Origin of the sequence: Campylobacter sp. MIT 99-7217 (genome assembly GCF_006864365.1) — a bacterium.
GTDB lineage: Bacteria > Campylobacterota > Campylobacteria > Campylobacterales > Campylobacteraceae > Campylobacter_D.
Map to the genome: position 1 here is coordinate 35,877 of NZ_QHLJ01000001.1, position 23,166 is coordinate 59,042.

General features: G+C 31.2%; 25 protein-coding genes and 1 pseudogene. 12 read left to right on the plus strand and 14 right to left on the minus strand.

The features are described 5' to 3' along the window. The first annotated feature begins 5 nt into the window (after positions 1–5). Genes DMB92_RS00185 through DMB92_RS00195 form a run of 3 tightly spaced genes read left to right on the plus strand, consistent with a single transcriptional unit; the run spans position 6 to position 3,890 of the window. Positions 6–1,169, plus strand: coding sequence for a trans-sulfuration enzyme family protein (locus DMB92_RS00185; RefSeq protein ID WP_142681025.1), 1,164 nt, complete (start codon positions 6–8; stop codon positions 1,167–1,169). Between the two features lie 9 nt (positions 1,170–1,178). Further along, positions 1,179–2,540: an adenylosuccinate lyase gene (gene purB / locus DMB92_RS00190; protein WP_142681026.1), complete on the plus strand. Its 1,362-nt coding sequence runs from the start codon at positions 1,179–1,181 to the stop codon at positions 2,538–2,540. Between the two features lie 9 nt (positions 2,541–2,549). Continuing rightward, on the plus strand, positions 2,550–3,890 hold the full coding sequence (locus DMB92_RS00195; RefSeq protein WP_142681027.1) for an MmgE/PrpD family protein: 1,341 nt from the start codon (positions 2,550–2,552) through the stop codon (positions 3,888–3,890). Between the two features lie 121 nt (positions 3,891–4,011). Here the strand turns inward: DMB92_RS00195 and DMB92_RS00200 are convergent, their stop codons facing one another. The 12 genes and pseudogenes from DMB92_RS00200 to DMB92_RS00250 form a co-directional block, all read right to left on the minus strand. Continuing rightward, positions 4,012–4,824, minus strand: a complete 813-nt coding sequence (locus DMB92_RS00200) for a hypothetical protein (protein WP_142681028.1) — start codon at positions 4,822–4,824, stop codon at positions 4,012–4,014. A 3-nt stretch (positions 4,825–4,827) separates the two neighbouring features. After that, positions 4,828–5,364, minus strand: coding sequence for a hypothetical protein (locus DMB92_RS00205; protein WP_142681029.1), 537 nt, complete (start codon positions 5,362–5,364; stop codon positions 4,828–4,830). A gap of 14 nt (positions 5,365–5,378) precedes the next feature. After that, positions 5,379–5,927 (minus strand): hypothetical protein, encoded by a 549-nt coding sequence (locus DMB92_RS00210; protein WP_409513378.1) that lies wholly within the window; start codon positions 5,925–5,927, stop codon positions 5,379–5,381. Positions 5,928–6,331: 404 nt separating this feature from the next. Further along, positions 6,332–6,482: pseudogene (locus tag DMB92_RS09495) on the minus strand (hypothetical protein); the annotation flags it as partial. A 27-nt stretch (positions 6,483–6,509) separates the two neighbouring features. Further along, the gene (locus DMB92_RS00215; protein ID WP_142681031.1) at positions 6,510–7,259 is read right to left on the minus strand and encodes a PP2C family serine/threonine-protein phosphatase; all 750 of its coding nucleotides are present in this window, start codon (positions 7,257–7,259) and stop codon (positions 6,510–6,512) included. 1 nt (position 7,260) lies between these two features. Further along, positions 7,261–7,941, minus strand: coding sequence for a vWA domain-containing protein (locus tag DMB92_RS00220; RefSeq protein WP_142681032.1), 681 nt, complete (start codon positions 7,939–7,941; stop codon positions 7,261–7,263). Positions 7,942–7,951: 10 nt separating this feature from the next. Then, positions 7,952–9,661 carry a protein kinase domain-containing protein gene (locus DMB92_RS00225; protein WP_142681033.1) on the minus strand — a complete coding sequence of 570 codons (1,710 nt, stop codon included), beginning with the start codon at positions 9,659–9,661 and terminating at the stop codon, positions 7,952–7,954. 132 nt (positions 9,662–9,793) lie between these two features. Beyond that, a complete protein-coding gene (locus DMB92_RS00230) occupies positions 9,794–10,372 on the minus strand; it encodes an RsmD family RNA methyltransferase (RefSeq protein WP_142681034.1) in 579 nt (192 codons plus the stop codon). A gap of 3 nt (positions 10,373–10,375) precedes the next feature. Then, on the minus strand, positions 10,376–10,759 hold the full coding sequence (locus tag DMB92_RS00235; RefSeq protein WP_142681035.1) for an ornithine carbamoyltransferase: 384 nt from the start codon (positions 10,757–10,759) through the stop codon (positions 10,376–10,378). 92 nt (positions 10,760–10,851) lie between these two features. Further along, entirely contained in the window at positions 10,852–11,445 is a 594-nt protein-coding gene (locus DMB92_RS00240) for a C39 family peptidase (protein ID WP_142681036.1), read from the minus strand. Beyond that, positions 11,445–12,848, minus strand: a complete 1,404-nt coding sequence (locus DMB92_RS00245; RefSeq protein WP_142681037.1) for a Cj0814 family flagellar-dependent secreted protein — start codon at positions 12,846–12,848, stop codon at positions 11,445–11,447. The genes DMB92_RS00240 and DMB92_RS00245 overlap by 1 nt, the downstream gene beginning before the upstream one ends. 59 nt (positions 12,849–12,907) lie before the next feature. After that, on the minus strand, positions 12,908–13,471 hold the full coding sequence (locus DMB92_RS00250; RefSeq protein ID WP_142681038.1) for a bacteriocin: 564 nt from the start codon (positions 13,469–13,471) through the stop codon (positions 12,908–12,910). Positions 13,472–13,672: 201 nt separating this feature from the next. Between DMB92_RS00250 and DMB92_RS00255 the strand changes: the two genes are divergently transcribed. The 7 genes from DMB92_RS00255 to truD all read left to right on the plus strand — a co-directional run bounded on the left by DMB92_RS00255 (position 13,673) and on the right by truD (position 19,882). Further along, positions 13,673–14,527: a hypothetical protein gene (locus DMB92_RS00255; protein ID WP_142681039.1), complete on the plus strand. Its 855-nt coding sequence runs from the start codon at positions 13,673–13,675 to the stop codon at positions 14,525–14,527. Between the two features lie 144 nt (positions 14,528–14,671). Beyond that, a complete protein-coding gene (locus DMB92_RS00260) occupies positions 14,672–15,313 on the plus strand; it encodes a hypothetical protein (RefSeq protein WP_260604673.1) in 642 nt (213 codons plus the stop codon). A 75-nt stretch (positions 15,314–15,388) separates the two neighbouring features. Then, on the plus strand, positions 15,389–16,549 hold the full coding sequence (locus DMB92_RS00265) for a hypothetical protein (protein WP_142681040.1): 1,161 nt from the start codon (positions 15,389–15,391) through the stop codon (positions 16,547–16,549). 301 nt (positions 16,550–16,850) lie between these two features. Further along, on the plus strand, positions 16,851–17,030 hold the full coding sequence (locus DMB92_RS00270) for a hypothetical protein (RefSeq protein ID WP_142681041.1): 180 nt from the start codon (positions 16,851–16,853) through the stop codon (positions 17,028–17,030). Positions 17,031–17,051: 21 nt separating this feature from the next. Next, entirely contained in the window at positions 17,052–17,819 is a 768-nt protein-coding gene (locus tag DMB92_RS00275; protein ID WP_142681042.1) for a hypothetical protein, read from the plus strand. 157 nt (positions 17,820–17,976) lie between these two features. Beyond that, entirely contained in the window at positions 17,977–18,798 is an 822-nt protein-coding gene (locus tag DMB92_RS00280; protein WP_142681043.1) for a thiamine-phosphate kinase, read from the plus strand. Beyond that, complete coding sequence (truD, locus tag DMB92_RS00285) at positions 18,767–19,882, plus strand: tRNA pseudouridine(13) synthase TruD (RefSeq protein ID WP_142681044.1); 1,116 nt, start codon at positions 18,767–18,769, stop codon at positions 19,880–19,882. The genes DMB92_RS00280 and truD overlap by 32 nt, the downstream gene beginning before the upstream one ends. Before the next feature lie 52 nt (positions 19,883–19,934). Here the strand turns inward: truD and DMB92_RS00290 are convergent, their stop codons facing one another. Beyond that, on the minus strand, positions 19,935–20,129 hold the full coding sequence (locus tag DMB92_RS00290) for a hypothetical protein (protein WP_142681045.1): 195 nt from the start codon (positions 20,127–20,129) through the stop codon (positions 19,935–19,937). Between the two features lie 248 nt (positions 20,130–20,377). Here DMB92_RS00290 and DMB92_RS00295 point away from each other — a divergent pair, with 248 nt between their 5' ends. Both DMB92_RS00295 and DMB92_RS00300 read left to right on the plus strand, forming a co-directional pair. Further along, positions 20,378–22,090 carry a phosphoethanolamine transferase gene (locus tag DMB92_RS00295; RefSeq protein WP_142681046.1) on the plus strand — a complete coding sequence of 571 codons (1,713 nt, stop codon included), beginning with the start codon at positions 20,378–20,380 and terminating at the stop codon, positions 22,088–22,090. A gap of 37 nt (positions 22,091–22,127) precedes the next feature. Then, entirely contained in the window at positions 22,128–22,547 is a 420-nt protein-coding gene (locus DMB92_RS00300; protein ID WP_142681341.1) for a GNAT family N-acetyltransferase, read from the plus strand. On the opposite strand, the gene cysE is transcribed toward DMB92_RS00300, so the two are convergent. Continuing rightward, on the minus strand, positions 22,531–23,166 hold the full coding sequence (gene cysE, locus DMB92_RS00305; RefSeq protein ID WP_142681047.1) for a serine O-acetyltransferase: 636 nt from the start codon (positions 23,164–23,166) through the stop codon (positions 22,531–22,533). The genes DMB92_RS00300 and cysE overlap by 17 nt on opposite strands.

The following is a 23,166-nucleotide window of genomic DNA, read 5'->3' on the forward strand; positions in this document are numbered from 1 at the left end:
AAAAAATGAAAAACAAAACAAAACTTATCCATTGTGGAAGAGGCGATCAAAGCCTTGAAGTAAGAGCGGTTAATCCAAGCGTAATGCGTGCTTCAACTATACTTTTTAAGGACCATGAAACTTGGCAAAAGTATAGAGAGCTTAGAAAAACGCAGCGCGTTTTAAGTTATGGTGCTAGAGGAACGGCTACAAATTTTGAGCTTGAAAAATTAGTTTGTGAGCTTGAGGGTGGTTATAGGGCTCAGCTTTTCCCAACAGGACTTGCAAGTCTTGCTATGGTGCTTTTAAACTATGCAAGTAAGGACGCTCATTTTCTTATCACTGATGCGATTTATGGACCAGTTCGCACTATTTGTGAGCTTTTTTTAGAAAAAATGGGCGTTGAAATCGACTTTTTAAAAGCTGATGCAAGCGATGTTGAAGAAAAGATCAAGCCAAATACCAAGCTTATCTTATGCGAAAGTCCGGGTTCAATCCTTTATGAAATCATCGATCTTCCAAAGCTTTGCAAAATCGCTCATGCTCATAATATCCCTGTTGCTATTGACAATACTTACTCAAGTGGGTATTTTTTAAATCCTCTTAAGCTTGGTGTAGATATTTCAGTTATCGCAGCGACTAAATATCTAAGCGGACATAGTGATGTAACTATGGGTATAGTAGTGATCAATGAAAAAGAATGGAAAAATTTTGACAAGCTTCCTGAAGCCTTAGGTTTTACTACAAGCCCTGATGATGCGTATTTGGTTCTTCGTGGTATGAGAACGCTTGATCTTAGAATGAAAGCTCATGAAAAAAGTGCTGATGAGGTTGTAGCTTTTTTACAAACAAGAAAAGAGATCAAAACAATCTTTTATCCAAAGCTTAAAACACACCCAAATCATGAAATTTTTGCAAGAGATCATGTAGGTGCTAATGGTATGGTTACTATAGAATTTGCTGATGGTTATACTAAAGATGATGCGATTAAATTTGTTGATAAGCTTAAATTCTTTTCTATCGGTGCAAGCTGGGGCGGTTATGAAAGTTTAGCCACAGTTACTACTCCTCCAAGAACGGTTACTGATTGGAGCAAAAGAGGTCCTTTTGTGCGTTTTCATATAGGACTTGAAGATGTTAGCGAACTTATAGCTGATCTTACTCAAGCACTTGATTCTATCACAAAATAAGGATAAACAATGATAAGCGTATTTGATCAAAAATTACTTGCTGATTCTTGGAGTTCTCCTGCTATGCGTGAGGTTTTTTGCGAGCAAAACCGCATTCAAAAATGGCTTGATGTAGAAGCAGCTTTGGCTAAAGCTCAAGCTAAGCTTAATATTATCCCAAAAAATGCAGCCGATGAGATCGCTAAAAAGGCTAAATTTAAATTTATGGATATGGATTTTATTTATACTGAGTTTAAAAAGACTAAACACCCTTTAGTGCCAACTGTTCGCGGGCTTGAAAAAGCTTGCGATAAGGGCTTGGGTGAATTTGTGCATTTTGGTGTAACCACGCAAGATATTATCGATACGGGGCTTGTTTTGCAGTTTAAAGAGGGTTTAGCTCTCATCAAACAAGATCTAAAAGACATAGCCAAAGCCTTGCTTAAGCTCAGTAAAGAGCATAAAAATACTGCCATGATGGGAAGAACCTTGTCTTTGCAAGCCTTGCCTATCACTTTTGGGCATAAAAGTGCGATTTGGCTTAGTGAGCTTGTGCGTCATTTTGATAGAATCACCGAGCTTGAAAATAGACTTTTTGTAGGAAGCATAGTTGGTGCTGTTGGAACTAAGGCTAGTTTAACTGACAAGGCAAATGAGGTTGAAAAGCTTACTTTAGAAAATTTAGGGCTTAATGTGCCTGAAATTTCTTGGCAGCCAGCAAGGGACAGATTTATCGAGCTTGGTTATGTTTTGGGCAATATCAACGCCACATTTAACAAAATCGCTCATCAAATTCTTATCCTTGCACATAATGAGATAGATGAACTTGCTGAGCCTTTCGGTAAGGGTCAAGTAGGTAGCTCAACCATGCCTCATAAAAGAAATCCAGCAGTAAGCGAAAATGCCGTAACCGTGAGCAATGCCTTGAAAGCAAATTTAGCTATCTTAAGTGATATCGAAAGACATGAGCATGAAAGAGATGGACAGGTTTGGAAAATGGAATGGAAGCTTTTGCCAGAAATTTTTTTAATGCTTTCTGTGGTGCTAGCAAATATGAAATTTGCACTTAGTGGTCTTGAGCTTAAAAAGGACAAAATGCTTAAGAATTTAAACACACTTAAAGGCTTTGTTTTGGCTGAACGCGTTATGTTTGCTTTAAGTGATCATTATGGCAAGCAACACGCTCATGAAATCGTCTATGAAGCAGCGATGAAAGGAATGGAGCATAACAAGGGCTTTAAGGAAGTTTTAATGGCAGATAAGAGGGTTTCAAAGGTCTTAGATGAAAAACAAATCGATGCCTTACTTGATGCTACAACTTATGTAGGCTATGCTCCAAAGCTTGTTGATGAATTTATCGTTAAAGTCAAAAATGCTAAAATTTTCAAATAGGCTTAAAAGATGACTTATAGTGAAGTTTTAGCTGAATTTATCACAAATTTAGACTATGAAGATATCCCCAAAAATGTCGTTGGGAGGGCAAAAGAACTTATGCTTGATAGCTTTGGAACGGCTTTAGCAGCCCATGATCAAACAAGCGTTTTAAATGCTATCAAGGCTTTAAGCTCTTTGCCAAACTCAGCAGGAAATGTTCAAATTTGGGGGCAAGATGAGAGCTTAAGGGCTGATTTGGCTGCTATGTGTAATGGCATAGCAGCTCATGCCCTTGATTTTGATGATACGCACACTGAGGCGATTTTGCATGCGAGTGCTATTTTAACGCCACTTTGTCTAAGCTATGGTTTTAGCGTAAATCAAAACGGCAAGGATATCTTAAAAGCCTTTATCGTTGGCTGGGAAGTAGGGGCTAGAGTAGGTATAGCAAGTAAAGGAAGCTTTCATAAAAAAGGCTTTCACACCACAGCCATAGCAGGAAGTTTTGCCGCCACAGCTGCTGCAAGCGTACTTTTAAAGCTTGATAAAGAGCAAACTATAAATGCCTTAGGCTTTGCAGGAAGCTTTGCAAGTGGGGTGAATGAGTTTTTGTCTAATGGCTCAAACTCAAAGGTCTTACATATCGCAAATGCCATTAAAAACGCTATTTATATAGCACATTTTGCAAAAAATTCAATGTTTGCACCAAGAAGCATTTTTGAGGGCAGGGATAATGTATTTCGTGCATTTGGCATAGAGGAACTTTGCGACAAAAGCAAGCTCACGCAGGGCTTAAATGAAATTTGGCAGGTTTTGCAAGTATCAATAAAGCCTTATCCAAGCTGTCATTTTGCTCATGGTTTGATCGACTGTGCTTTGGAGCTTAGAAAAGAGGGCTTAAAAGCAGATGATATAAAAAGTATTCATTGCTTTGTTGATGAGGTGCCAAGCAGTTTTATTTGCGATCCTATAAATGCAAAATACACCCCAAAAACAGCTTACGAGGCTAAATTTTCCATGCCTTTTTTAATGGCTCTAGCCTTTTTTGACGGACAGGTGAGCTTAAAATCTTATGAAAATTTAAACAGGGCTGAAATTTTAGAATTTGCTAAGAAAATAAGCTATGAAAAAAGAGCATCAAGTGGCTTTCCTAAGTATTTTCCGGGTCATTTAGAAGCCATTTTAACAAATGGAGAAAAGCTTAAAAAAGATGTCTTTATCAATAAGGGCAATTTTGACAATCCCCTAAGCTTTGAAGAACTTGAGCTTAAATTTTTAAATAATGCTAAGCTTTGTATAGATGAAGCAAGTGCAAAAAAACTTAGCGAAAAAATCTTAAGCCTTGAGACACAAAAAAGCTTTATATAGCCTTGCTTTTTAAATCAAAGTGAAAGTTTTATCGCTTTGATTTGAAATAAATATAATTTTTTACTTTAGTTTTATTTTAGTGTTGATTTGAGTTAAATTTAAAAAGAAAAATTTAAGCAAATCAATTAAAAGCTATACTATATGCAATTTTATGCTTGCGTTTGTATTGTTTTTCATGAGCTTCTTTTGTATCAATGTCAAATTTTGCACTAAATATTAAGCTTACACCACCATTTAGACTAAATTTATTGCTTATATCTAGATACTCATCGTTAGTCTTTATAGTTTCTATTTTGTATTCGTATCCGCCTAGTTTTACTTCGTCTTTGTCTAAAAAGAGTTTGACTAGATTCTTAAACTCTGTTGGTAATGCGTCAATATTAATATGCTCTTTATTGATATATTCATGTAACTCCTTTCTTGTATGTTTGCCTCCCATTACCCGTGTGCCAACACTTGTAGTAGTGCTATTATTTCGTTCTTTATTAGCTTCTACTTCTCTTTTAAATTCTGCTTCACCGTTATATACTTTATAATTACCCCCAGCTCCTACACTAAAACTACTGCTATTATTCTCACTAGAAACTTCTTCTAAAAATCCAGCAGCAACAATTTTAACATTATCTCCCATACGATTAGCTAAATCGTGCATACATTCCCAAATCTCACCATAATACACATTATTATCATATTTATATAGTGGATAATATCTGTTTTTATACACAGGACTTTGCACATACAAACCAAACTTAGCCTCATTTATCGGCACTTCATGCATATTGCCATGTATTTTTATATCCTTAGCCTCATCTGGCAAGCTATCACGCTCTACAATAGTAAATTTATCGGATATATCCTTATATGCCTTATCAAATTTTGTATTAAATTTCATCTGTTTATCTGCTATAAATATCTTATCAGGTAATTTTGTCATATTTTATCCTTTATCATTAATCTTTAAAAAGCCCTTATACGCTTTATATCCTAAAAAGCCACCGATTACGGCACCTAATGCTACTATCGCTACATTGTCTTTATAAGTATAAGCTAAGCCTCCTCCTACCACCGCACACGCAACTACTAGCATAGGCATACGCTGTGTCTTAAGAGTATTGTTTTTAGAAACTAAATATTTTTGTCTTAGATTTTTAAATCTATCGTATTCTAAGCCCATTATATCAAGTGTTTTATGCACTATATCTTCATTTTCATTTTGACTAAATAACACTAGGGCTATACGAGTTCTACCTATATCATCTTTTTTGGGATGCTGTATCAGACATAGATAATATTCATTTGCGATAGCATAAAATCCCTCATTTTCATTATTATTTATATCGCTATGATTAATAATGCTAAAAAGTTTTTCTAAGCATTTATCTTGTTCTTGATTTTCAACAAGCCTACCATCACAAGCACTAATATGCTTACCACCACTAGAGGTATCTGTGCCTTGTATTGTCGCTATTATCATCACTTTATCCTTTTTCAAAAAAATTTGGCATGATCCCCAGTGATTTCATCATTGCCACCCATGCTTTTAAAAATAAATTTCGAGCTACCCATACTTTCAAAAATAAATTTCGATATCTTTGAATGCAAGCTCTTTTTATCACTATCTTTTAGATTAAATATCTTACATTCAACATTCTTTTTGTTAAACTCATTAGTAAAAATATCTATTTCGCTACTATCTATCATATCTGCGTGAGTGCCTAGAGTAATAAATCTTTTTATTTTTTCTTTATTCATTTCAGCTTTTTCTTTGTAGCATTGTATAGACATATTGACAAATTCTTGCTGACGCATATGGTCTTTTTCACGAATCACATCGTGCTTATACTTTTCAATATCAAAGACATAGATCAAACATATTTCATCTGCAGATTTTAATTCACTTTCTATTAAATTCATATTTTCGCCTAGATTGCTACCACCTGTGTCTATGAGTGTTGAGTCTAAATAAGGTGAAGTGTTAGGGAGTTTGTGTCTTTTAGCGTTAGGAGTTGCTGTATGTTCGGTAACTTCCTCGCCCATTAAGATTTGCTTTAAGGTCGTCTTACCAGCGGCGACATCTCCTACTAGGATAAAATCTACTTTTTTAGGAGGTGCAGGAGTATCGGTATTCTCCCTCCCCCCCTAACCATTTCGCTGCTACATAGATTCCAGTTCCAACCGCACCAGCTACAGCCACACCTACTAGAACAACAGGTAATATAGGTAACATACTTCAATCCTTTCAAATCAAATATCAAAATTTAAATGTGGATTATAACATAAAAAATAAGCTTTATCAAATCTTAGATTTAATAAAAGGCGAAATAGAGCTAAAAGAGTAAAAATAAAATATCTGTTTTGATATGCTATAAATAAAGAAAGATTTATACATATTTTTTCCTCGGTAACTTTTTGCTATATGAAATATATGGCTAATAAACATTTTAATCAAGCTCTAAAACTTCTTTCAATTTACTTATCAAAACCTTTTTCGCGTTCTTCGAAAAAGTCATCAAAATTTTCTAGCGACAAATCAGTATTTGGTATTAAATGCTTCTGTAAAAACTCACTTTTACCGCAATTTTCATTAACCCACACTTACAAAGGCTTGTTTTGGACATATTAAAAGCGTTTTAAGCCCATTTTCTTACTCATCATAATCAAAGAGCAGTCATCTTTGGTGGCTTTGATGATTTTATTTTTAAAAACCTTTTCTAAAATTTTTTGCGCGACCTTTTCTCCTCTTTTTCTTTGTAGTTTAAAGAGCTTTTCTAAAAAAAGAGCAAATTTTTCATCTTTTTTTCTAAATAAACTTTCTTGTGCCCCATCACTCATCAGTATAAAAGCATCTATTTTATCTAATTTTCCTTTTATTAGTTTAAATTTGCTCAACACATTTTTAGAGCTTACAAAATTTGTGCTATTTACAAAGTCTTCTTTATCTTCTTTGCTTGCAGGTTTTATTTGCCCTTCTTTTATATAAGCAATCAACCCATCTCCTATATGTCCTATAATAAAGTCTTTTTGATTGCAAGCGACAAATAAAAGAGTAGAAGCTAGATCCTTAAGATCGCAATTTAATTTATTTGCTAAAGAATTCAAATCCTCACTTAAAGACTTTATAAGTTCTTCTTTGACCTTTAGGGCATTTTCTTCATTTAAAAAGCTTGTAAAATTATCTTTTAAAACCTTACAAATTTTAATTACATTTTTTCTTGCTCCTAGCTGAGAAAGTTTGGCAGAGCCTGCTCCATCAGCTAGTGCTATGCAAGTAAATTTTTTACTTGAAGTATAGTGGGTTTTATCCTGACAAGGAAGTTTTTCTTTTATATGCCCTCTACCTCTTTGGGCTGTATGTATAATATGCCACATTTTAAAGCTCAGCCCAATCACTAATAGTATCCGTATCAAGAGTAACCTTATCTCCGGGAGTGGATTGTGAAACTCTACTCAAGCTTTTTGAAAGCCATTCAAAATATTCTCTAAAGCTTAGACCTTTGAGTTTTAAAGGTTTTCTTTTAGGAGAAAATTTAGCTAAAGTGTCCATATCAGCATCATCTCCTATGCCTATAGCAAATACCGTAAGTTTTTTGTCATTGACCAAATCACAAGTATCCCTAATAGCCTTGTCTAGCTCGTAATTATCCCCATTTGGTTGTCCATCGCTCATTAAAACAAGCCAAGGTTGATAATAATCCACCCCATTATTTTTATAATCTTCCTTGCGTTCTTCCAAGCATTTTAAGGCTAAATTCACACCCTCTCCCATAGGTGTTCCACCATCTGCACTTAAAAATGGAGCTTGTGGAGCTAAATTTAAAGAAGCAAAATCTTGATAGCATTTTACACTTTCTCCAAAACCAACTATGCAAATTTCAACCGCATCAAAAGCATCTTCATCTTCTTTGATATTTTTATAAAAAAGATCGATCCCATTTTGAAGCTCTTGCAGTTTTGTTCCGCTCATAGAGTAACTAAGATCAAGGCATAAGCATACTGCAACTCTTGGCGTTGGATTATCTACTAAATCCTCCATTCTTTCTTTTTCTGTCATTTTTTCTCCTTTATGGTGTTGTTAAGTGTTTGAAAAATGAAGTAAGTAGCGATGCAGTATTAAGATCATTCACTACACTTACTTCATTTTGCAAATTCTTATTATGTTTTATTTTTTTTTTTTGACTACATGCAGAACACATTTTAAACTCATTAGAAATTTCATTTTTCTTACAATAAGGACAAATGATATATGTTTTATTTTTATCTTTTTTAAGTCTTGTGGGAAAAACTTCCAAGCTCATGGGATCATTTTTATACATAGATCCATTATCTAAAACTTCTAAGTAATATTTAAATAATTCAAGCCATATTTTAGGCTTTAATCTATTTTTAGGTAAGGAGCATCGACCATTTTTGATAAAGCTGTGATAAAAGGCTTCTTTTATTTTATAGCTTAAATGAGACCACATGTATTTCCAAGTTCCTTTTGGCGTTTTTTTATTAGACCTTTCTTTAAAAGGATAAGAAAAATTCATATTTATAATATTTTTAACCATATCTTCGCTTCCTTGCATAGCATAAGGATTTTGACCGGGTAACATGATCATAAAAAGCATCACTGCAATAGCAAAATACTCATCTTCAAAAGTTCTAAGCTCAGTTTCGTATTTACCGCCTTTTTTGTGAAATTCAGGCGAGGTAAAAATGATCGTTCCAACAGGACAAGGAAAGGACTCTATTTGATAGCTATCTGTATCGACAAAATATATATCATTTCCATTGATCAAAAAATTATTAGGATTAATATCTCCTAAAATAATATTTTTTTCGTGCAAGAAAATGATCTTTTGTAAAAAGTTAATGGCGATTAAGACCAAATCCCTTTTTTTCATATTTGGATAGTTTCTTTTAATCTTTTGAGCTTTAAAAGCTGTGAAATTTTTGCCCCTTGCAGCTGGCATTGTAAAACCAATAAATTCATTATTTTTGTTGAATAATAATTTTTGAGGATAACAAATTCCTTGATAAGTTATATTTTTGCTTACCATAAGGCGAAGTTTTTCAAATTTAGCCTGAGTAAGCTTTTCTTTAAAATATATTTTAGCAACTAAATTATTTTCTATATCATAGACTATACCTTCTCCACCTTTTCCTAATTCTTTTTTTAAAATAATTTTTTCTTTATTTTGCGTAAAAACGATGTCCTTTTCTTTTGGGATATATGAAATTATAAGTTTAGTATTTGCGGTCATACTTAACCTGCAAGGATACCTAAATTTATCATTTTTAGAAACTTTAGAAGATGTGTATTTGATTAAATTTCCGTTAGCTTCTATACTAAAGACTTGAATTGCATATTTTGTTTTGACGCTTTCTTGTTTTGAAATTTGAAGTATATTTTCACTAAGTTTTTTATCTTGAGTGATGATACAGATATTGTGCTTTAATTTAAATGTTTGAACCACTCTTAAAAAGGTATTATCTGCAAAACTATCAGCCTTATCTCCTTTAACTTTGATAAGTTCTATTTTTTGAAGTTTGGCAAGTTTTTCTAAGGCATTTTTTGCTTTTTTTGATAAATTCTCTTCTTTGGCTGAGGTTTTTTTAACTAGCTCATCAATCACAAGCTTAGGAATAATCAAATAATTATCGCATTCTTTTAATCTTTGCATATTTTGATCGCTTATGAATTTTAAAAATCCATCTTCTAAAATAGAGCAAGTGTCTATCAAAATTTTATAATCTTTAAAAATGGAAAAAATAGAATGTTTATACATTAACTAACCCATGTTCTCGCATTTGGCAAAAATATAACTGAATTAATTCTATCCAAAAAAAAAAAAACGCAAGAGCGTTTGAATCTTTAATGATAAAAAAGCAGAAATTTGATTTATTATGAGTGATGAGTTTTATACTTTTTCATAAAAACTAAGACTTGTAGAGCCAAATTTTTTAAGTTTTGTGCGTGTTAAAGAGCCTAAATTTAAAGGCATATTTATCTTGCTTCTGTGTTCTATGATGATCTTATAAATTTTTTCTAAATTCAAATCAAGGAGCATTTGAAGCGTTTTTTTGTAGATATTTTCAAAGCTTGTTCTTATGTCAAAAGGAGGATCAAGATAGAGTATGATTTGCTCTTCATCTAAGACAAGTTTAGGTAAAAGCTCAAAGCTACTGCCATGAAAAACTTTTAAATTTGTATCAATCCTGGCATTTTTTAAGGCGATTTGATAAGCTTTTTTGTCAAGTTCTATAGCATAAGCCCTTAAAGCTTCATTGCTTAAAGCTTCTAAAGCCATTGAAGCACTGCCTCCAAAAGCTTCTATAAAGACCTTTCCCCTAAGTTCATCTCTAAGCACATTAAAAACACAAGATCTTACTATGCTTTTTGTGCTTCTTGTTGTGCTTAAACTTGGCAAAATGAGCATTTTTCCCTTAAATTTTCCACTTTCGATCTTAGTAAAAAGCTTTTTTTCCTTTGTTTGCATGTGTTATTTTTCTTCTAAAACCTTGAACATTCTTTGTTTAAGCTCATCTAAATCAGAATCAAGCTTATGTTGATAAATTTTATGAAATTCATCAGCCAAGGCTTCTATTTTCGCTTCTAGGGCTTTGATTTTTTCTTGGGCGATTTTTTGAGCAAATTCTTCAAGAGCTGTGTTAAATTCATTTAAAGCACTCATTAATTCTTCTTTGCTAAAAGGGATATTAAGCTGAGGCGAGTTGTTGTTGATGACGAATTGAGGCTTGTTTAAAGTTGATTTTTCATCACAAACTAAAAAATCACAATCCTTCTTCATTACAAGATATTCTTTTAAAAAAAGTTGCAAAGTCTTTTCTATGAGTATGTCTTGACATTCTAGGGCTATTTTCATTCTTTTTTCCTCATAATTTTGCTTGAAATTATAGCTAATAATAATTTTTAATGCAAAAAAAACGCTCAAATTCACTTTTTAAGGACGATTTCTTAGTATAAGCTAAAAGGCTTTATGTCAAAATTTAAACTTTTTGGTAGCTTAGGTTTTAAAGTTTCTAAATCCTTTTCAAAAGCTAGGATTAGAGCAAATCCACCACGAGAGTGCTTGTCCCAAAGGTTTAGAAACTGATTTTTAGAGCTGATATACTCGCCATGACTTGGATCAAGTACTTGTAAAAAATCTCCCTTATGATTAATGATGATAACAAAATGTGGAAAGCGAGGATCATCTTCTATCTTCACAAGCAAGGGAATGCCTATGAGCTTATTTAAATTTTCTTTGTCGATTTGATAAGATTTGCTTTCAAAGCCTAGTTTTTGTGCCAACACGCTAAGATCTGCAAAGCTAAGCATATCAGTGTAAATTTCTTCAGTACTCATGGTTTGCAAAATATCAAGCTCGCTTAGCTTTTTATCGCTTATAAGATTGATAAGAGTTGCCAAAGAAGCTGCACCACAGGATTGCTCATAGTTTTGGCGAACAAGTTTTTCATTTTTTATTTCTGCGTAAGATTTGAGTATAAACTCAGCTCTTGAGTTTAAACCCAATACCAAAAATATAAAAATAAATTTCAAAACCCTCATTAAGCCTTAATATCCACTTGTAAAAATTGTAAGGCTAAATTTAAATTTTCATTTTTAAAAATATTTTTAAAACTTTGTTTATATGTCTTATCTTCAAACAAAAGTTCTAATAAATCACTTTCTTCAAATTTATCTTTTAAGAGTTTTTGTAAAAATTCATTTGTAGGTTTATCTTTATATGTTTGATTTGAACTTTTTGCTTGTATGGGTGTAGGGGTTTTTTGTGTTTTATTATTTGTATCTAATTTAGATTCGCTTATATTTTTATTTGTGTTTTCACTTGTAATTTGTTTATTTGAATTTTTTAAAGCTTCATTCATAGCTAATTCAAATTCTTTTACAAACTCATCATGTCTTTGTTTAAAATCAAGGTATTTTTCCTTAAAATCTTCAAGGCTTAAATTTGAGTTTATGAGTGTGGAGTATTCGTTTTCAAATTCCTCTGCCTTTTTTGCAATATCAGAATTTCCTAACTCTTGACTCTTGATAATATAAAGTTTCATGGAGAGTTTATCTTCAAAAATATTCCAAGAATCATCTTGAAAAGGATTATCTAGAAAAGCACTTTGAAGTTTATTTGTATTCATAAAATTTGCAAAATCCTTAAGTTCTTTTTTGCTGATATTTTTATCAAGAGTAAGAATTTTACCGAAAATATTAGTTTCTCCCTCCAAGAAATAAGCCCCAGCCCCAAAAGTGTGAGTATTAGCAAATGCCATTAAAACGCCACCTTTATCTACGCTTTCATCTGTATTTATATAAGCATTCATACTAACAAAAGATCCTCCTGCTTGAGAAAAGAGTGTTTTCGTCTCAAGTTTATCAAAAAATGATCCATTCCAAGTATGAAAACTTGTATAATTTCTTTCGTTAGTCTTTCCTAAATGATCCAAGAAATCTTTTCTGCTATGATAAATTTGTTTTACATTTAAATTCTCATCTACACTAAAGCCGTAACTTAAATTTTCTAATTCTTCTTTTGAATAACTTGCATTAGGTGTATCTGGCATAATTTTTGAAAAAAGCTTATAAGCATTAGCTAAGGTTTTAGCAAAATCAACTTTAGCATGAGTAGAAAAGAAAAAATCACTACTTTCTTGCCATTTTATGAAGCTTTGTGCATCTTTAGCATAAATCTTAAAATCCTTTGGCAAACCAGCAACTTCATTAAAATCACTTGTAAAAAAACCTTCTTTATCTACTCCATAACCTAGAATTTGATCTACAGCTTCATGTTTGTCAGTAACTAAATTTAAATTTGTTAGATTTTCATTTATAGAAGTTAAAATGTTCTTATCATTTAAATTTTGTAAATTTAAATTTCTTTCTTGTTTTAAATTTCCTTTTGAACTCATGTTTTGAGAATTTGTATAAGTATAATTTGAATTTAAAGAATTTAACATTTTTACTTCCTTGTAAAGCTTAGTTTGTAAATCGGTAGAAATGGGATTGGGTTTATATTTTATCTTCCAAGCTGAGTTTCCATATAATCTTTGTATTTGTTCGCAATTTCCCTAATGAGTATATTATTATTTAAATGAGAGCTAGAAGTCGTAGAATTAAATTTATAAAGTTGTAAATTTTTATCAACTGCTCCTGTTTTATACGAAAAAAGAACATAAGGAGTGCCTCTGTTTGAAATTTTTATTTCTCTTTTAATGATATATACAGGGAAAAATCCATACTCACCTCGTTTTTGATTTACTGCTTGATTAAATGCTATTAGTTTAACTTCGTTATGATTAGAGCAACTTAATTTTCCAATAGGACATAAGCCCTTTGAGAACTCTTCACCACTATAAAGTGCAACAGCATACATTTCAGGGCTATTGCTCCAGTCACTACCATAATAAAAATTAACCACATACCCACCCTTAACCTCTTTCATCTCATCAAAACTAAGAACCTTAACACCATTTGAATAATCACTAAGCTTACCCTTAGTAAGCTTAGCTAAAAGATCATCTGCTAAGGATAAATTTATTAAAACACTCAATAAAGAAATAAGACTTAAAAACTTTTTCATTTATTTATTAATCCTTGTATAGTATAAATTTTTTAAAATTTAATTTTTTTTATTTTTTAAGTTTTTAATGTAAAATCAATTTAAACAAATTTAAACTTAATTGTTTATAAAATTTATTTTTATGAAATAAGAATTTGAAAAATTATATTCTATTTGTTACAATAATTTTTTTTAATTCCGTTTATCAAAATAAGGAAAAAAATGAAGAAAATTTTATTTTCCATTGTGCTTTTACTTAGCTTTGTTTTTGCAAGTGATGAGCTAAGTATTGATTCACTTTTTAAAAAGCAAATTGGGTTAAGATCGATCACAAGCTTTTCTCTTTTAAGCACAGGCAATGCAAATTCCTATTCTCTTTATCCAAATATCAGTGTAACGGGCGATCCAACTATTTGGAACGATACAAAGCAGATTTTTTTGAATCAAACCCTTATCTACACCATTGCACCTAAATTTGATATACTCATTGCTGGCGGAGGAAGCTTTGCAAGACAAGAATACACAAATTTTTTTACGAATGAATACTCACATAAAAATAAAATAAGTTTTGATAGCCTTTGGTTTGGTTTTATGTATACAGCAAATAGTTTTTACGATTTTGTGCCACAAATTACCCTCCAAACAGCCATTGTACAGAGAGAAAAAGTTGTTAATGAGACAAAAAATTTTTCTTTTAAATCCCAAAGTTTACAAATAAGTTTAAGAGGATACAGCGATCCTGTTGTATACAGCTTTTATACAGGTTTTGACTACAATGCGAAAAGAAAATTTAGTATAGGGAATATAGAATATGGACATAGTATCTATGTGGGAGGGGATTTATCCATAGTATTGAGTCCTAAAATCACGCTTGATTTGGGAGCAAGACAACGCTTTCAAACCGAACAAAAAATTAATGGTTATCAAAACTCAGAGCTTCGCTCTATTCCTACTCTCAGTCTAGGCTCAACTTATAGCGTAAATAGCAACACAGCTTTTTCTGTAAGTGCAAATTTTGGAGGAAGCTCAGCTGCTCCTGATAGTGTATTTGGACTTTCTTTATGGAAAAAATTTTAAAGTTATAGAAAAAATAAATAATTATTTTCAAAATTTTATAAACAATTAAGTTTAAATTTGTTTAAATTGATTTTACATTAAAAACTTAAAAAATAAAAAAAATTAAATTTTAAAAATTTATACTATACAAGGATTAATAAATAAATGAAAAAGTTTTTAAGTCTTATTTCTTTACTGAATATTTTAATAAATTTATCCTTAGCAGATGATCTTTTAGTTAAGCTTACTAAGGGTAAGCTTAGTGATTATTCAAATGGTGTTAAGGTTCTTAGTTTTGATGAGATGAAAGAGGTTAAGGGTGGGTATGTGGTAGGGTTTAAAGCCCTTAGTAATGATGAAATATTAGCTTATGCGATACCAAATTGGGAAAATGAACTTGGCTTATATACAGAAGATGGTGTAAAGTATTATTATAATAGACAAGGCTTGCTCTTAAATGGTGGTATGTGTGGTTTGGGCATTACAAAGTGTCGCTTATCAGATAAGGAAAATAATCAAAAACACTATTATGAAAATAGAAAAAGACTCATTGAAGTCATGAGTATTTTAGGTGGAAATACAGATCCTTATACTCACTATCTTGGATACTCTGTTAAAAGAAATATTGGTACAACAAGCAGAGGGGAGCGTTTTATATATTTTTCTTATGGAGTTGCGGTTATCAATAACTCTGGAAATTGGTATAGAGTTCATTCGAGCAATGTTTTAAATCACTATAAGCTTATTAAAGAAATACGAGATGCTTATAGAGCGGATATGGAGTCTATTTTAAATAGATTTAGATAACTTGTTTCAATATGATTAATTTAAATGAGTTTTGGACGATTTTAGATTAGTTTTTAGTTTGATAAAAGGGTTTTTATGAGAGTCAATTTAAACAACGCTTTTTCCAACCAACACACGCAATTTTTAAGGCAAGCAAAAGGACAAGCTTCCTTAAATTTAAATACTCAAAATCTTGAGTCAAAAAAAGATCAAGTTGTGCAGTTTAAGGAATTTACTCTTTATAAAAATACTTATGACCCCTTAGATAGTAAGTATATTGGGGCAAAATTAGCTACCAATCCTTACTTCACAAAAATAGATGAAGAAAAAACTCTTGAAAATGTTCATAAGCTTTTTACCCAGCTTACTCAAAATTTAGAAGATAAAGATAGCTACACTATGGACGAAATTTTGCAAAATATCCCCTATGCTTTTGAATACGATAATAAAAGCTTAAAAATTACTCAAAGTTATAGTTTTGAGGAGTATGAAAAACTCGTTCTTAAAGATCCAAATAAAATCAAAACTATTGCTATAAGCTTTTCAGATGGTTTTACTTTTAGTGATTTTCCGCATAAAATTAATCCCACTAAAGATATTTTTAAAAAGTTAGATCTTGATATAGGCTCTAAATTTTATACAGATAGTGAGGGAAAGATAAGTAAAAGTGGTATTTTTGCAGTATTAAAACATAATTTTTTCTCCGCTCTTACAGAGGGGAAAACGAGTATTAGAGGTAAACTTGAAGGACTTGATAGAAACTTAAGTGATGAAGTCCTTAAAGAGCTTCAAGACTTTTTAAATGCCAATAAACTAGGTAGTGGGATAAATGGTACTCATCTTTTTATTTTCGTTGATGATAGTGATATGATGGCTTATGAAAAGCTTTTAAATTCTGATTTAAGTATAGAGGATTTTAAAAAAGAATATCTTTATTTTAAAGAATTGGTTGAAGAAAAACAAAGAAAATGGATGCAAAAAGAGGGCTTTGGAAATCTCAAAATTGGCTCAAATCAACAAAATACACAAACACAAAAAACCCCTACACCCATACAAGCAAAAAGTTCAAATCAAACATATAAAGATAAACCTACAAATGAATTTTTACAAAAACTCTTAAAAGATAAATTTGAAGAAAGTGATTTATTAGAACTTTTGTTTGAAGATAAGACATATAAACAAAGTTTTAAAAATATTTTTAAAAATAAAAATTTAAATTTAGCCTTACAATTTTTACAAGTGGATATTAAGGCTTAATGAGGGTTTTGAAATTTCATATAAGCTTAAGCCATATATTAAAATTATAAAAAGAAATTTTCAAAGCTTTCACAAGAATTTCTAGGATATTTTTGTATTGTTTTTTTGGTTTTTAAATTAAAAAAGAAGTTTAAAATATCTGTAACAAATAGAATATAATTTTTCAAATTCTTATTTCATAAAAATAAATTTTATAAACAATTAAGTTTAAATTTGTTTAAATTGATTTTACATTAAAAACTTAAAAAATAAAAAAAATTAAATTTTAAAAAATTTATACTATACAAGGATTAATAAATAAATGAAAAAGTTTTTAAGTCTTATTTCTTTACTGAATATTTTAATAAATTTATCCTTAGCAGATGATCTTTTAGTTAAGCTTACTAAGGGTAAGCTTAGTGATTATTCAAATGGTGTTAAGGTTCTTAGTTTTGATGAGATGAAAGAGGTTAAGGGTGGGTATGATCACAGCGTAATGTAGAGTGAGTAAAAAGGGATATATATGAACGCAGTAAATTTAAATAAAACAGATATAAGCAATTATCAAAATTTAAAGCCTATTAACTCAAACGCCATATCGCAAAAATTAAATCATGCTCAAAAGGATAATTCTTCTTTTCTTGATAAAGATTCTTTAGATAAGCTTATAAATACTCTTTCAAAAATTTATCTTCCTCAAATAAGCCAAGAAGATTCTTTAGAGCTTTCTAGCTTTATGCTTAAAAATCAACTTAAAGATCCAAATAAAATAGAAAAATCTTCCTTTAAAGAAATTCTTGATGATACAACACAATGGATGGGCATAGCAAGAGAGCAAAGCAAGCTTCAAACTTATCTTTATTATGCAAGTTCTTTTTCACTTGGAAATGATATAAGCACCAAAGCCTTAGCTCTTAAAAATGAATTTGAAGAGCTTTTAGAGCAAGATTTTAACTTAGAAGATTTTAAAGAAAAATACCTTGATTTTAAACAAAGACATGATGAGTTTGTAAAAGAATTTGAATTAGCTATGGGAGATAATCTTCTTGTAAAGCCCCTTGATCAATATAAAACCCCTACACCCATACAAGCAAAAAGTTCAAATCAAACATATAAAGATAAACCTACAAATGAATTTTTACAAAAACTCTTAAAAGATAAATTTGAAGAAAGTGATTTATTAGAACTTTTGTTTGAAGATAAAACATATAAACAAAGTTTTAAAAATATTTTTAAAAATGAAAATTTAAATTTAGCCTTACAATTTTTACAAGTGGATATTAAGGCTTAGAGCTAAAATATGATATTTTAAAATTTATAGATAATTAAGTTTAAATTTGTTTAAATTACTTCCACTTTGCTTAGTTTATACAAGGGGAACAAAGTAAAAAAATGGTCTATTTTTTCAAGTGCATTTTTATAATTATTGAAATTAAGTTTGATTTTTCATGAGTAAAGAAGAACTAATCATAAAAGCCTTTGAAAACAAATTTAACGGCGATGATGGTGCTATTGTTGCTAAGTGGTGTTTTAGTAAGGATTTGTTTTTTGAAAATGTCCATTTTAAAAGAGAGTGGTTTAGCTTAGAGCAAATTGCTGCAAAGGCTATGCTTGTCAATATATCTGATGCTATCGTAATGAATGCTGTGCCAAAATACGCTCTTTTAGGGCTTGCCTTGCCTAAAAACATAACAAATGATGAAATTTCACAGCTTCAAAGAGGCTTTTTAAAAACAGCAAGGGAATTTGGTATCCAAATCATTGGTGGCGATACGATAAGCAATGATAAAATAGATATCTCAATTACCATCATTTCAAAGATCAAAAAAAAGCCTGTTTTTAGAAAAGGCTTAAAAAAAGGAGATTTGCTTGCTTTTACAGGGGACTTAGGGCAGTCTTTAAGAGGGCTTGAGATTTTGCAAAATTCAGGCAAACTTGATAAAAATCATCGCTTTATAAGACCAAAGTTAAGACAGGATTTTTTTTATGATGTGGCAGAAAAATTACATTGTGCTATGGATATTTCAGACGGACTTAGTAAAGATCTATCAAGAATGCTAAAACTTAATAAACTAGGTGTAAAATGGCTTTTAAATTTAAGCCAAGAAGAGCTTTTCAGTGCAGAGGAGTATGAAATTCTCTTTGCTTTTGATGAAAAGGATAAAGAATTTATAGAAAAAAAAGCCAAAAAACATGGAGTAAGGCTAAATATTTTCGCAAAGGCAAAGAAAGGAAGATATGAATTTAGAGGAAAAGAACACCACTTCTAAGCTTCTTTATAGTCTAAAACATAGCCCTATTAATGCGTATTTTAGCAAAAATAGTGAAGATTTTGTTGTGAGAGAAAAGCCCCTTTACGACTTTAGCGGTAAGGGCGAACATTTGATTTTGCATATTAGCAAAAAAGATCTTAGCACGAACGAGGCTTTGAGAGTGCTTAGTGAGTTTAGTGGGGTTAAAATGCGAGATTTTGGCTATGCTGGACTTAAAGATAAGCAAGGGCTTACTTCCCAGTTTATTTCCGTGCCTAAGAAATTTGAAGCAAATTTTGCAAATTTTTCGCACCAAAAGCTAAAAATTAACGAAGTTTTCGTTCATGATAATAAGCTTAGGATAGGACATTTAAAAGGAAATTCTTTTTTTATCCGTCTTAAAAAGGTTTCAAAGCTTGATGCTTTAAAACTTCAAAATGCCTTTGAAATGATTGCTAATCAAGGCTTTGCAAATTATTTTGGATATCAAAGATTTGGTAAATTTCAAGATAATTTTTTACAAGGACTTGAAATTTTAAGGGGCAAAAAGCTTAAAAATAGAAAAATGAATGAGTTTTTAATCTCAGCCTTTCAAAGCGAACTTTTTAATCGCTATCTAGCAAGAAGGGTGCAATTAAGCCATTTTGCAAGAGATTTTGACTTAAAAGAATTTATGCAAATTTATAAGCTTAGCAAAGAAGAAGCAAGAGAACTTAAAGAACAAAAACAATTTTTCAAACTTCTAAAAGGCGAGGTTTTAGGTCATTATCCTTATGGAAAATACTTTATTTGCGAGGATTTGCAAAATGAGGTGCAAAGATTTTTAGGAAAAGATCTTAGTCCTTGTGGGCTTTTGTTGGGAAAAAGGGCTTTTGAATGTGGTGGCGGTTTTGCAAGGCATTTAGAAGATGAAATTTTTGGTCAATTTTATGAGCTTGGGACACATATACAAGGCTCAAGACGCTATTTGTGGAGTTTTTTAGAAGAGGCAAGGTGGCGTTTTGATGAAGAAAAAGCACATTTTTGCTGTGAGTTTTTTTTGCAAAAAGGAAGTTATGCTACTGTGGTTTTAGAAGAGCTTTTGCATAAGGATTTGACATAACTTAAAGATGAAAATAACAAATTCTCAAGGTCTAAAAGACCTTGAGTGATATTTATGCGTAAATATCAAGCCCTTGAGTTTCAGAGCTTGCCGCTAAAGTAGCAGCAGCTGCCGTAGCTTCAGCACCTCCGCTTGCTATCGTTTCTACAAGTGAGCTAAGAGCTTCTTGACTTGACTCAATAGCCTTTGATAAAGCATAAGTGCTTGTTTGAACCGCTAATGAAGCATTTGTTGCACCTGAAATCATGATACCCTCCTTTAATAAGGAAATTTTCTAGGCTTTTCATAAATCGACATTTAAAATAAAAATATAAGTATTTTTGAGTTAAATTTAGCTTAAAAATCAGTAATATGCGTAGTTGCCATATACAGCGTTCAGGATAATTAATAAATTTATATTATTTACTAATAAGACACCATTATAAAGTAAATTTGTAACTTCTTTTGACTAGAATTAAACATATTTTCAACTATTTGATCCATAAAGGGATATTTATGTTTGTTTGTAAGGCGCGTTTTGCGAAATTTTTTGTTTTATTTTTGTGTATCAATTCACTTTTTATTTTAAGTTCTCAGTTTTTTGTTTTACCCAAGCTTTTTGATGGCTATTGGTTTTATTCGCTTTTTTATAGAGAAAGTATGCTTTTTTGCACTTATTTTTTGGTCTTTGTTTTGATTTTTTATATCCCTTTTAGCTGGCTTCAAAGCTTTATTTTTTACATTTTTACCTTTATAAGCTTGCTTTTGTTTATCTTGAATATCTTTTTGATTTTTCATTTTGATAGCACTTTAAATCCTTACTTGCTAAGCATTGCTTTGCAAAGTGATCCCAAGGAAGCAAGGGAGTTTTTGAGTGTTTATTTTGATTTTAGGGTTATTTTGATTTCTCTTTTATTTTTGGCATTTTTTTATTTTGTTTTTAAGAAAACAAAAGCACTGACACGGGGGGGGGGCATTAGAGTTTTCTATATCTTTTTGATCTTACTTCTTTTTGTGATAAGTGCTCATGTGTTTAAATTTAGACCTCATTATGAAAGATATAGCGATGTGATTTATAATGCTACTTTATCTTTTAATCAGTCCTTAAATAGAATTTTAAAATCCATGAACGAATACGAGCAAATTTCTAAGAATTTTGACATTTTTATCAAGGATATAAATTACACAAAGATAGATGAAAAAGACAAGATAGATAATATCGTTTTGATTATCGGCGAATCAACTCAAAGAAATTTAATGCAAATTTATGGTTTTGAGCTTGAAGATACGCCAAATTTAGTAAAGCTTAAGCAAGAAAATCCTGATAATTTGCTTGTATTTGATGATGTGATTTCCTCTCAAACGACGACTTATGAAGCCTTAGCTCAGGTACTTACTTTTTATAATCAAGACACAAAAGAAAGAAATTGGTCCCAGTTTTTAAATGTCATTGATGCGATAAAGCTTGCAGGATACAAAGCGATAAATATCTCAAATCAAGAAAAATTCAGCCTCTGGGATAAGGCTTCAACGACGATTTTTCACAGAAGCGATAAGGTTTTTTATACAAGCATGAGTGATTATTTTGAGCAATCAAAACCTGATGAGGTGGTTTTGCCTGTGATTTCCAGAATTTTAAAAGAGAAAAAGCAAGATGAAAAGCTTTTTTTAAGTGTTCATTTAATGGGAAATCACGCCGTGTATTACAACCGCTATCCTAAGGAATTTGACCGCTTTAAAAAAGAGGACTTAGATGAGAGCATTAAAGGAAGAAAAACTATAGCAGAATATGCTAATAACACGCTTTATGGGGATTTTGTCCTAAGTTCTATCATTGATAAATTTAAGCATAGTGATAGTATAGTGATCTTTTTAAGCGATCATGGCGAGGAGGTGTATGATAGAGGGGAGCATTATTTGCATAATGATGCAAAAATAAGTCGTTTCATGGTCGAAATTCCTTTTATCATTTATGTGAGTGATGAATTTATCAAAAAACACGAAGAACTTTACAAAAGGATCAAAGCTTCTACAAATAAGCCTTTTATGAGCGATGATTTGATCCATGCACTCATTGATATAGCTGGAAATGATCATTTTAAAATAGATGGTTATGAGAGCAAAAGAAGTTTGTTTTATGAGGGAAATTTTACGCGTCAAAGGATAGTTGGAAAAACGAATTTAAAAGATTATGATAAAGAGCTTAAGGGGCAAAAAAGGATATATTAGTTATAAATTCATTTTATATAAGGAAGCAATGATGAAAATGAAAAGATTAAAAAAGAACAAAGAGTTAAAAACGGCTTTTACTTTGATGAGAGAGTTAAGATCAAATTTAGAATTTGATGAGTTCTTGCTTAAGTTTAAAAAGGCAAGCAAGAGGGCTGATTATAAGCTTTTTGCCTTTAAAAAAGCTGATGAGCTTATCGCACTTTGCGGGGTAATGCCCTTTTATGTGCTTTATCATACAAACTGCCTTTATATCTGTGATTTTGTGGTAAAAGAAAGCTTAAGAGGGCAGGGTTATGGGGAAAAATGCCTAAAAAAACTTTGTTCCTATGCGAAAGAAAAGGGCTTTGAGGAAATTGAGCTAAGTTCTAGCTTTTTTAGAACTAAGGCTCATGATTTTTATGAAAAAAAGATGAAATTTGAAAAAACCGGCTTTGTTTTTAAGACTCAAATTTGATCTTTCTCAAGATATTTTCTAGTTCTTGAAGCTTTTTTTCTAAAGCTTCAAGCTTATCCTCGCAACATTTATCAATAGCCCTTGAGTTTTCCTCTTTTTTGCTTTGGCTAAGATGAGCAGCGATTCCAATTGCTGTTGTATTTGCTGGGACATCTTTTACGACAACAGCATTTGATCCGATCTTAGCATTTTCGCCTATTTCTATATCGCCTAAAATTTTTGCTCCTGCTCCTACGATGACACCTTTTTTTATGGTAGGGTGGCGTTTTGTATTTTTATCAAGACTTGTTCCACCTAAGGTTACGCCTTGATAAATTAAAACATCATCTTCTATTACGCTTGTTTGTCCTATAACAACGCCATTTGCATGATCGATAAAAACCCTTCTACCAAGCTTTGCTTCAGGGTGTAAATCAACCCCTGTTAAAAACTGAGAAATTCCACTTAGTATCCTTGCTAGGCGTTTGAAATTCCTTTCATAGAAAAAATGTGCTATGCGGTAATTCACTACAGCCCAAACACCCGGATAATTAAAAAAAAGTTCCAAATAAGAATTAAAAGCGGGATCTTGAAGCTTTGGTTGTTTTAAATCTTCTTTAATAATCTTAAAAATATTCAT

Bases quoted from the DNA above. Each gene is read 5' to 3' on its own strand.
- DMB92_RS00185 (WP_142681025.1), top strand. From the start codon at position 6: ATGAAAAACAAAACAAAACTTATCCATTGTGGAAGAGGCGATCAAAGC.
- purB (WP_142681026.1), top strand. From the start codon at position 1,179: ATGATAAGCGTATTTGATCAAAAATTACTTGCTGATTCTTGGAGTTCT.
- DMB92_RS00195 (WP_142681027.1), top strand. From the start codon at position 2,550: ATGACTTATAGTGAAGTTTTAGCTGAATTTATCACAAATTTAGACTAT.
- DMB92_RS00200 (WP_142681028.1), bottom strand. From the start codon at position 4,824: ATGACAAAATTACCTGATAAGATATTTATAGCAGATAAACAGATGAAA.
- DMB92_RS00205 (WP_142681029.1), bottom strand. From the start codon at position 5,364: ATGATAATAGCGACAATACAAGGCACAGATACCTCTAGTGGTGGTAAG.
- DMB92_RS00210 (WP_409513378.1), bottom strand. From the start codon at position 5,927: ATGGGCGAGGAAGTTACCGAACATACAGCAACTCCTAACGCTAAAAGA.
- DMB92_RS00215 (WP_142681031.1), bottom strand. From the start codon at position 7,259: ATGTGGCATATTATACATACAGCCCAAAGAGGTAGAGGGCATATAAAA.
- DMB92_RS00220 (WP_142681032.1), bottom strand. From the start codon at position 7,941: ATGACAGAAAAAGAAAGAATGGAGGATTTAGTAGATAATCCAACGCCA.
- DMB92_RS00225 (WP_142681033.1), bottom strand. From the start codon at position 9,661: ATGTATAAACATTCTATTTTTTCCATTTTTAAAGATTATAAAATTTTG.
- DMB92_RS00230 (WP_142681034.1), bottom strand. From the start codon at position 10,372: ATGCAAACAAAGGAAAAAAAGCTTTTTACTAAGATCGAAAGTGGAAAA.
- DMB92_RS00235 (WP_142681035.1), bottom strand. From the start codon at position 10,759: ATGAAAATAGCCCTAGAATGTCAAGACATACTCATAGAAAAGACTTTG.
- DMB92_RS00240 (WP_142681036.1), bottom strand. From the start codon at position 11,445: ATGAGGGTTTTGAAATTTATTTTTATATTTTTGGTATTGGGTTTAAAC.
- DMB92_RS00245 (WP_142681037.1), bottom strand. From the start codon at position 12,848: ATGTTAAATTCTTTAAATTCAAATTATACTTATACAAATTCTCAAAAC.
- DMB92_RS00250 (WP_142681038.1), bottom strand. From the start codon at position 13,471: ATGAAAAAGTTTTTAAGTCTTATTTCTTTATTGAGTGTTTTAATAAAT.
- DMB92_RS00255 (WP_142681039.1), top strand. From the start codon at position 13,673: ATGAAGAAAATTTTATTTTCCATTGTGCTTTTACTTAGCTTTGTTTTT.
- DMB92_RS00260 (WP_260604673.1), top strand. From the start codon at position 14,672: ATGAAAAAGTTTTTAAGTCTTATTTCTTTACTGAATATTTTAATAAAT.
- DMB92_RS00265 (WP_142681040.1), top strand. From the start codon at position 15,389: ATGAGAGTCAATTTAAACAACGCTTTTTCCAACCAACACACGCAATTT.
- DMB92_RS00270 (WP_142681041.1), top strand. From the start codon at position 16,851: ATGAAAAAGTTTTTAAGTCTTATTTCTTTACTGAATATTTTAATAAAT.
- DMB92_RS00275 (WP_142681042.1), top strand. From the start codon at position 17,052: ATGAACGCAGTAAATTTAAATAAAACAGATATAAGCAATTATCAAAAT.
- DMB92_RS00280 (WP_142681043.1), top strand. From the start codon at position 17,977: ATGAGTAAAGAAGAACTAATCATAAAAGCCTTTGAAAACAAATTTAAC.
- truD (WP_142681044.1), top strand. From the start codon at position 18,767: ATGAATTTAGAGGAAAAGAACACCACTTCTAAGCTTCTTTATAGTCTA.
- DMB92_RS00290 (WP_142681045.1), bottom strand. From the start codon at position 20,129: ATGATTTCAGGTGCAACAAATGCTTCATTAGCGGTTCAAACAAGCACT.
- DMB92_RS00295 (WP_142681046.1), top strand. From the start codon at position 20,378: ATGTTTGTTTGTAAGGCGCGTTTTGCGAAATTTTTTGTTTTATTTTTG.
- DMB92_RS00300 (WP_142681341.1), top strand. From the start codon at position 22,128: ATGAAAAGATTAAAAAAGAACAAAGAGTTAAAAACGGCTTTTACTTTG.
- cysE (WP_142681047.1), bottom strand. From the start codon at position 23,166: ATGAATATTTTTAAGATTATTAAAGAAGATTTAAAACAACCAAAGCTT.